The following is a 7,326-nucleotide window of genomic DNA, read 5'->3' as shown; positions in this document are numbered from 1 at the left end:
CCGCCGCCCCCGTCGACCTCGCCGACCGCTACGCGGCCTGACCGCGAGAGGCGAAGTGCCGGCCGAGCATGACCGGATGCCCATGCTGCGGTGTGGAAGATCCCCAGCCGCGCGGGTAACCGTCCGCGCGGGTACCGGGTCTGCTGGCACCGCCACCGGCGCCCGGTTTCATACCGAGTGCCGGGTTTACTGACGGTGACGACTGCAGGATCGACGCAACGGGCCGGGTGATCTAGGTACTGCTTGCCGAATCAGGTACCGTCGCCTGTCACATCGTCTTTGCACCAACACTGGCTGCCTGTCATACGGGCGCCGAACCGGAGGGACACAGCGTGACTTTCCACAGCGCAGTCCGTAAGGCTGGCCTGGTCGTGGCGATCGCCGCCCTCGCGGTGAGCGCGGGATGTGCCAAGAAGGACGAGGGCGAGGTCCAGGCGGGCGGGGTCAAGCTCGTCGAGAAGGGCAAGCTGACCGTCTGCACCCACCTGCCGTACGCGCCCTTCCAGTCGAAGGATGCCAGCGGCAAGGTGATCGGGTTCGACGTCGACGTGATGGACCTGGTCGCCAAGGAACTTGGCGTCGAGCAGACGATCGTCGACACGCCGTTCGAGGGGATCAAGTCCGGCCAGGACCTGAACACGGGCAAGTGCGACGCCGCCGCCGCCGGCATGACGATCACCGAGGAACGGCAGAAGGTGATGAACTTCTCCGATCCGTACTTCGACGCAACTCAGGCGATGCTGGTCAAGACCGGCAAGTCGTACAAGTCGCTCGACGACCTGAAGGGCAAGAAGCTCGGCGTCCAGGCGGCGACCACGGGCCGTGACTACGCCCGGAAGTTCGAGGCGGAGAAGGGCCTGCAGCTCGTCGAGTTCGAGGATCTCGCCGCCCTGCAGCAGGCCCTCGCCAACGGTCAGATCGAGGCCGCCATCAACGACCTGCCGGTCTGGACCGAGTACATCAAGGAGCACGCCGGCGGCTTCGAGGTGGCGGCCGAGTTCGACACCGGCGAGCAGTACGGGTTCTCGGTGAAGAAGGACGGCAACCCGGAACTGCTCAAGACGATCAACGAGACGCTGGCCAAGGCCAAGCAGGACGGCACCTACGACAAGATCTACGAGAAGTGGATCGGCAAGCTGCCGAACGCGTGATTCAAGCGCCGGGCAGGAGGGCGCGCGCCTGGCGCGCGCCCTCCGCGTCGGCAACCCCCGCACAGTCAAGGAGCGTCGAACGGTGAAGCTGCGACGCCGCCAGCGAGAGCGGCTGTCCCTCTGGCTCCAGTACCTGGCCTTCATCGCCATCATCGCGGTGGTGATCTTTGCCGCGGACTGGGACAGGTTGAGGGAGGCCTTCTTCCGGGTCGACATCATCAAGTCGATGTTCCCGACGATCATCACCGTCGCGCTGCGCAACACGATCCTCTACACGCTGGGCGCGTTCGCCTTCGGCCTCGTGTTCGGCACCGTCCTCGCGCTGATGCGGTTGTCCCGGGTCGCTCCGTACCGCTGGGTGGCGACGGCGTACATCGAGCTGTTCCGGGGTCTGCCCGCGCTGCTGGTGCTCTTCCTCGTCGGGTACGGCATTCCCATCGCCTTCCCGGAGCGGGAGATTCCGGGCGGGGTGTTCGGTTCGATCGCGATCGGTCTCGGATTGACCGCCGCGGCGTACATGGCCGAGACCATTCGGGCCGGCATCCAGGCCGTGCCGAAGGGGCAGATGGAGGCGGCGCGCACTCTCGGCATGTCGCACTTCACCGCGATGCGCACCATCGTCATCCCGCAGGCCTTCCGAGTCGTCATCCCGCCGCTGACGAACGAACTCATCCTGCTGACCAAGGACTCGTCGCTCGCCTACGTGCTCGGTGTGACAGCCCAGACCATCGAGGTCACCAAGTTCGGTCGGGACACGCTGAACGACCGGGTGAACGCCACCCCGCTGCTGGTGGCCGGCCTCGCCTACCTGGTCCTCACCCTGCCCCTCTCCCAGGTGGTACGACGCCTCGAACTCCGCTACGCCAAGGCTCGGTGACCCACATGACGACTACCCAACCCCGGCCCGCCGTCGAGATCCGCGACCTGCACAAGTCCTTCGGGCCGCTCGAAGTGCTCAAGGGCATCGACTTCGAGGTCGGCCACGGCGAGGTGGTCTGCGTCATCGGGCCGTCCGGGTCCGGCAAGTCGACGCTGCTGCGGTGCGTCAACCTGCTGGAGGAGCCGACCGCCGGCAAGATCTGGGTGAACGGGGTCGAGATGACCGACCCGGATGTCGAGATCGACTCGGTCCGCCGGGGCATCGGCATGGTCTTCCAGTCGTTCAACCTCTTCCCGCATCTGACCGTGCTGAACAACCTCACCATCGCCCAGCGCCGGGTACTCCGGCGCGGTCGCGCCGAGGCCGAGCGGATCGCGCGGGACAACCTGGAGCGGGTCGGCCTGACCGACAAGGCCGACGCGTTCCCGGCGCAGCTCTCCGGCGGGCAGCAGCAGCGGGCGGCGATCGCCCGCTCGCTGTCGATGGACCCCAAGCTGATGCTCTTCGACGAGCCGACCTCCGCGCTCGATCCGGAACTGGTCGGCGACGTGCTCACCGTCATGCGCAAGCTGGCCGAGGACGGCATGACGATGATGGTGGTCACCCACGAGATGGCGTTCGCCCGGGACGTCGCCGACCGGGTCGTGTTCATGGACGGCGGCGTGGTGGTCGAGCAGGGGCCGCCGCAGGAGGTGCTCGGTGCGCCTCGGCACGAACGGACCCGCTCCTTCCTCTCCCGGGTCCTCGATCCGACCCATGTCGCGCAGCTCGGTCAGCCCGACCAGTCGCCGGAGCCGCCGGAACTGCCTCGCCTGCCGGCCGACGACCGCCACAACCTGTGACAGTCGCCCATCGTGACCTGCCGTGCCGGAACCGTTCCGGAGGGCGGGCACGGGTACGCCGCTGCACTGACCCGCCCCGCGTCAGCTTCTCCTGAACGCCGCTCCGCTGTGCCGATCCCGTCGGTGGCGGATGCGATGTTCCTACCGCGGTGAGCGCGGCTGCGCCGACTGCCGCCGTCGCTGGCGTGGCCGAAGCGGGGTGGCCGTGTCCTGTCCTGACGGATGCGGCCGTTCGATGCGGGTGGGGTCGCCCCGTACGAGCTCGTCGTGGAGGCGCCATCGGGCGGTGGTGGCGGCGCGCCGCGCTGTCTCGTCGCCGTGCTCGATGCGCCGGCGCAGCAACTGGATGGCGATCCGGCGGTTGAGGCTGAACTGCCGCTCGGTGTCGACCACGACGACGATGCCGGAGGGACGGTGGGTCGCCCGTACCGCCGTGCTGGCCTTGTTGCGGTGCTGACCGCCGGGGCCGCCGGTCCGGCAGGCGACGATGTCGACATCTGCTTCCGTGAAGGTCGTGACCGGGCTGTCGACCCGGCACGGTCGGGCGGTGACGTACCAGTTCTTCCGGCCGGCGTCCGCGCGGTAGGGGCTGGGGGCCTGCCAGCACAGGGTTCCGCTCCACGAGGCGGCGAACGCCTCGGCGCCGGCGCCGGAGATCTCGACCAGTGCCGACCGGTAGGTGCCGGGCCGGTCCCCGGGTACGGTCTGGACCCGATGGGCCACCAGGTTCTGCCGGGTGGCGTCGGCCGCCAGCCGGCCCAGCAGCTGGGCCAGCGCCCAGGCGCACTCCTGCGGGCCACGCCCGGCGGACATGAGCAGGTGGACGGTCATGGCCGGCCCCGCTTACGGCGGTGGTCCCGACGGTCCGGTCGGGGCGTGGACCCGATGTCGGGCGTCTTGTAGGTGACCAGGGGGACCGTGGTGGCCACGGGAGTGGCCAGGTCGTGGTCGACGAGGTCGCTGATCACCTGCTCGATGCGTTTGTAGGCAGTGGGCGCCTCCTCGAAGAGCAGTTGGCGGTCCCCGCACACCACCAGCGACCCCACCGGGGTACGGCGCAGTTCCTCGACGGTGTGCTTGGCCCGGCCCCGGCGCAGGGCGTCCGCCCGGGACATCTTGCGGCCCGCGCCGTGGGCGACGGAGTGGTTGGCAGCCGGGCCGGCGTGGGCGGCCACCAGGTAGGAGGGGGTGCCTCGCGTGCCGGCGATGAGCACGTCGCGGCCGTCACCCGGCGCCGCGCCCTTGCGGTGCAGGTAGACCCCGTCGCGGACCTCGACCAGGTTGTGGCACTGATCGACGATCGGCTCGGTGGGTTCCGCTCCCAGGGCGTGGGCGACCCGGGCGGCCATCAGCCGCCGGTTGAGCGAACCCCAGCGTACGGCGTCGTCATGCCTCGCCAGGTAGGCGGCGGTATCAGGGGCGCGGCCCGCGCCGTGGACCTCAGTGTGCGCCCGCAGGATCCGCTCGCCCAGCCCTCGGGAACCGCTGTGGACGATGAGAACGAGGTCGCCGGCGGCGAGCCCGAGACGGCTCGCGTGGCCCGGCTCGACGACGCTGTCGATCCGCGCCAGCTCGACGAAGTGGTTGCCCCGGCCGACCGTTCCGAGGCCCTCGACGTGACCGGCGGGAACGTCGCCCGCCACGACGGCCCAGGCCGGGTCGTCGGCATCCCGCTCGGGGTCCAGCGGGCGGTCGAGGTCGGGGAACCGGGCGGCGAGCTTCTCGGGTACGGCGCGCTTGAGCCTCATGGGGAACACGGCAATGCCGCAGCCGATGTCGGAGCCCACCAGGAACGGATACAACACGGTCGACGCCATGGCGGCGCCGATGGGGGCGCCCTTGCCCGGGTGCAGGTCCGGCATGCCGGCGACGTGGATCATGCCGTCGAGGGCGGCCACCTGCTGGCACTGCGCGAGGGCATTCGACTCGATCCAGCTGGTGGGGGAGGCGAACACGGTGACGGTGGCCGGAGTGGACGGCGGCGGGGACTCCCGCCGGGAATGGTGCTGAGACAAGGACGCTCGCTTCTCGCGGAAGGGCACGGACGGGCGGCACGACGGCGCCGGTCGGCGCCGCGGTGGCCTGGAGCAGGGGTGCTGTCCGTCAGAACGTCATGGACACCACCATCCCGGAGCCCACCGTGCGCGGCAAGCGACTTTCGACCGCGCGGAGGCGCGCTTCCCGCCTGCGCAGGCGTCACTCAGCCGCCGCGGGCGAACAGGGCCAGGCGTACCCGGTTGGGGCTGTTGGTCTTGGTCATCAGGCTGGTGATGTGGGTCTTCACCGTGGTGACGCCGATGTGCAGCCGGTCGGCGATCTCCGTGTTGGACAGCCCCTCGGCGACCAGGTTCAGCACGTCCTGCTCGCGCGCGGTCAGTCCCTGGGCCGGCTGCGGGGTTTCGGGACGGGCGTGCACCGCGCGCTGGACCAGGCGTTGCAGCACCTCCTGGCTGAACGGGCTGTCGCCCACGGCGGCCCGGCGGACGCCGTCGAGCAGGTCGGCCGGGGGTGCGTCCTTGAGCAGGAACCCGCAGGCGCCGGCGGTCAGGGCCGGATAGAGGTGGTCGTCGTCGCCGAAGGTGGTCAGCACCAGCACGCGGGTGGCCGGGCGGTCGGCGAGGATCCGGCTGGTCGCGGTGATCCCGTCGACGCCGGGCATGCGCAGGTCCATCACGACGACGTCGGGCACCAGCCGCGCGGCGAGGGTGATCGCGTCGCGGCCGTTGTCGGCCTCGCCGACGACCTCGATGTCGGGCTGGGCGTCGCAGAGCATGCGCAGGCCCGCGCGGATGAGGTGCTGGTCGTCGACCAGCAGGACGCGGATCATGCGAGCTCCGTCTCGTGGGATGCGGCCGCGCCGGCGCGGGGGACCGGCGGGCCGGGTGCAGCGGTCGACGCGGCGGCCGGGAGCGCGGTGCGTACCCGCCAACCCGCGCCGGTCGGGCCGGCCTCCAGCCGGCCGCCAAGGACCTCGACGCGCTCGCGCATGCCGGTGATGCCGTGGCCACCGCCGGGCGGCACCGCCGCCGGCACCCGGCCGCGCCCGTCGTCGCAGACCTCCCAGTGCACGGCCCCGTCGACCACGGACACCGCCAGGCGCGCCCGGGCGGACGTGCCGACGTGTTTGGCCACGTTGGTCAGTGCCTCCTGGGTCAGCCGCAACACCGCCAGGCCCCGGACGGCGTCGAGCGAACCGACCGCCGGGTCGATGTCGGCCTCCACGGTGACACCGGCCTGGCGGGCCCGGTCGACCGCCGCGCCGAGTGCCGCCGGAAGCGCCGCCGGCTCGATCGCGGTCAGCGCCGCGTCACCGCGTACCCCGTCGGGATCGCGCAGGACCGCGACCAGCCGGCGCAGGTCCGCCAGGGCGGCGGTCCCCGTGCCGTGCACGTCGTCGAAGACCTCGCTCACCCGCGGATCCAGCTCCGTCAGCACGTGCCGGGCCACGCCCACCCGCAGCACCATCGACGCCACATGATGCGCGACCACGTCGTGCAGCTCGCGGGCGATGGCGCTGCGTTCGTCCGCGCGGGCGGCGCGGCTCTCCGACTCGCGCCGGCGCTGCTCGGCGGCGGCCCGCTCCTCGGCCTGCCGGCCCAGCTCCCGGGTGGTGCGGATGACCAGGCCGAGCAGCAGCGGCACGCCGACCTCCACGGTCAGCCCGAAGACGCCGGAGAGGAACCGCCGGAACGGGTCGCCGATCGAGTCGGTCAGGTCGACCGCGGCCAGCAGCCCGGCGGCCAGCCAGATGATCCGCGGCCGGTCCGCCCGCATGGCCAGCTCCAGCAGGGCCCAGCTGGCACCGACCTGGTTGATCGTGGTGTCGTCGACGAGCGGGATCGCGACCGCCAGCAGCGCGGCCTGCGCCACCAGGTTGACCAGCGCCCGGCGGTGGCACACCAGCCCGACGGCGAACGCGACCAGCGCGAGGATCCACTGTGTGGTCGTCGGTGAGCGTCCGGCGTGGGCGCCGAAGACCAGGTAGCCGACGCCGCTGAGGTCGAGCAGCAGCATCCGCGCGAACGTGTCGCGCGCGTCGAAGAGCCGTCCCACCCACCCCACCGGATCAGCCTAGGCGCTGCGGCTCGCGGGCCGGAACAACCGCCGGCCGGGCCCACCTCGCCCGGACAGCGAGGTAGGCGGCCAGCCCGAGCGGCCCGAGCAGGATCGTCAGCACCAGCACCGGAGCCATCACCAGCGCCGGCACCCCCCGGTCCCGACCGTCCAGCCAGGCCCACCGGCCGACGAACAGGTCGAACCCGACCATGTGCGCCCAGGCCGCCGCCGCGCCGTCGTGCTGCCGAGCAGGCCGCGCACCCCCGGCAGGGTCGGCGCCGTCACGGCCGGCAGCACGTCGCCGAGCGCCGGGAGCACCAGCAGCGCGTAGCTCACCAGGACCGGCAGCACGATCAGCGGGGAGGAAATGATCCGGACGGTCCCGGACCAGCGCGGG

At 71.5% G+C, this 7,326-nt stretch carries 8 protein-coding genes; 3 read left to right on the top strand and 5 right to left on the bottom strand.

Annotated elements, in window-relative coordinates; all coding sequences use genetic code 11:
• The first annotated feature begins 332 nt into the window (after positions 1-332).
• The 3 genes from JNW89_RS21965 (at position 333) to JNW89_RS21955 (ending at position 2,873) form a co-directional block, all read left to right on the top strand.
• The gene (locus JNW89_RS21965) at positions 333-1,151 is read left to right on the top strand and encodes a basic amino acid ABC transporter substrate-binding protein (RefSeq protein WP_238450334.1); all 819 of its coding nucleotides are present in this window, start codon (positions 333-335) and stop codon (positions 1,149-1,151) included.
• Between the two features lie 82 nt (positions 1,152-1,233).
• Positions 1,234-2,028, top strand: a complete 795-nt coding sequence (locus JNW89_RS21960; RefSeq protein ID WP_238450333.1) for an amino acid ABC transporter permease — start codon at positions 1,234-1,236, stop codon at positions 2,026-2,028.
• Positions 2,029-2,033: 5 nt separating this feature from the next.
• Positions 2,034-2,873: an amino acid ABC transporter ATP-binding protein gene (locus JNW89_RS21955; protein WP_238450332.1), complete on the top strand. Its 840-nt coding sequence runs from the start codon at positions 2,034-2,036 to the stop codon at positions 2,871-2,873.
• A gap of 141 nt (positions 2,874-3,014) precedes the next feature.
• Here the strand turns inward: JNW89_RS21955 and prfH are convergent, their stop codons facing one another.
• From prfH to JNW89_RS21930, 5 genes are all read right to left on the bottom strand, one after another.
• A complete protein-coding gene (gene prfH / locus JNW89_RS21950) occupies positions 3,015-3,704 on the bottom strand; it encodes a peptide chain release factor H (protein ID WP_238450331.1) in 690 nt (229 codons plus the stop codon).
• Complete coding sequence (locus tag JNW89_RS21945; protein ID WP_238450330.1) at positions 3,701-4,888, bottom strand: RNA ligase RtcB family protein; 1,188 nt, start codon at positions 4,886-4,888, stop codon at positions 3,701-3,703. The genes prfH and JNW89_RS21945 overlap by 4 nt, the downstream gene beginning before the upstream one ends.
• A 185-nt stretch (positions 4,889-5,073) precedes the next feature.
• A complete protein-coding gene (locus tag JNW89_RS21940; protein WP_238450329.1) occupies positions 5,074-5,700 on the bottom strand; it encodes a response regulator transcription factor in 627 nt (208 codons plus the stop codon).
• Complete coding sequence (locus tag JNW89_RS21935; RefSeq protein WP_238450328.1) at positions 5,697-6,935, bottom strand: sensor histidine kinase; 1,239 nt, start codon at positions 6,933-6,935, stop codon at positions 5,697-5,699. The genes JNW89_RS21940 and JNW89_RS21935 overlap by 4 nt, the downstream gene beginning before the upstream one ends.
• 4 nt (positions 6,936-6,939) lie before the next feature.
• Positions 6,940-7,326 (bottom strand): ABA4-like family protein (locus tag JNW89_RS21930; protein WP_238450327.1); only part of this gene is annotated, 387 nt, incomplete at its 5' end.

The organism is Micromonospora sp. 4G55 (assembly GCF_016803375.1).
The sequence above is the reverse complement of the archived record's forward strand: the minus strand, read 5'-3'. Positions and strand labels throughout refer to the sequence as shown.

Coding starts and splice junctions, on each gene's coding strand:
- JNW89_RS21940 (WP_238450329.1), bottom strand. CDS start 5,700: ATGATCCGCGTCCTGCTGGTCGACGACCAGCACCTCATCCGCGCGGGC.
- prfH (WP_238450331.1), bottom strand. CDS start 3,704: ATGACCGTCCACCTGCTCATGTCCGCCGGGCGTGGCCCGCAGGAGTGC.
- JNW89_RS21955 (WP_238450332.1), top strand. CDS start 2,034: ATGACGACTACCCAACCCCGGCCCGCCGTCGAGATCCGCGACCTGCAC.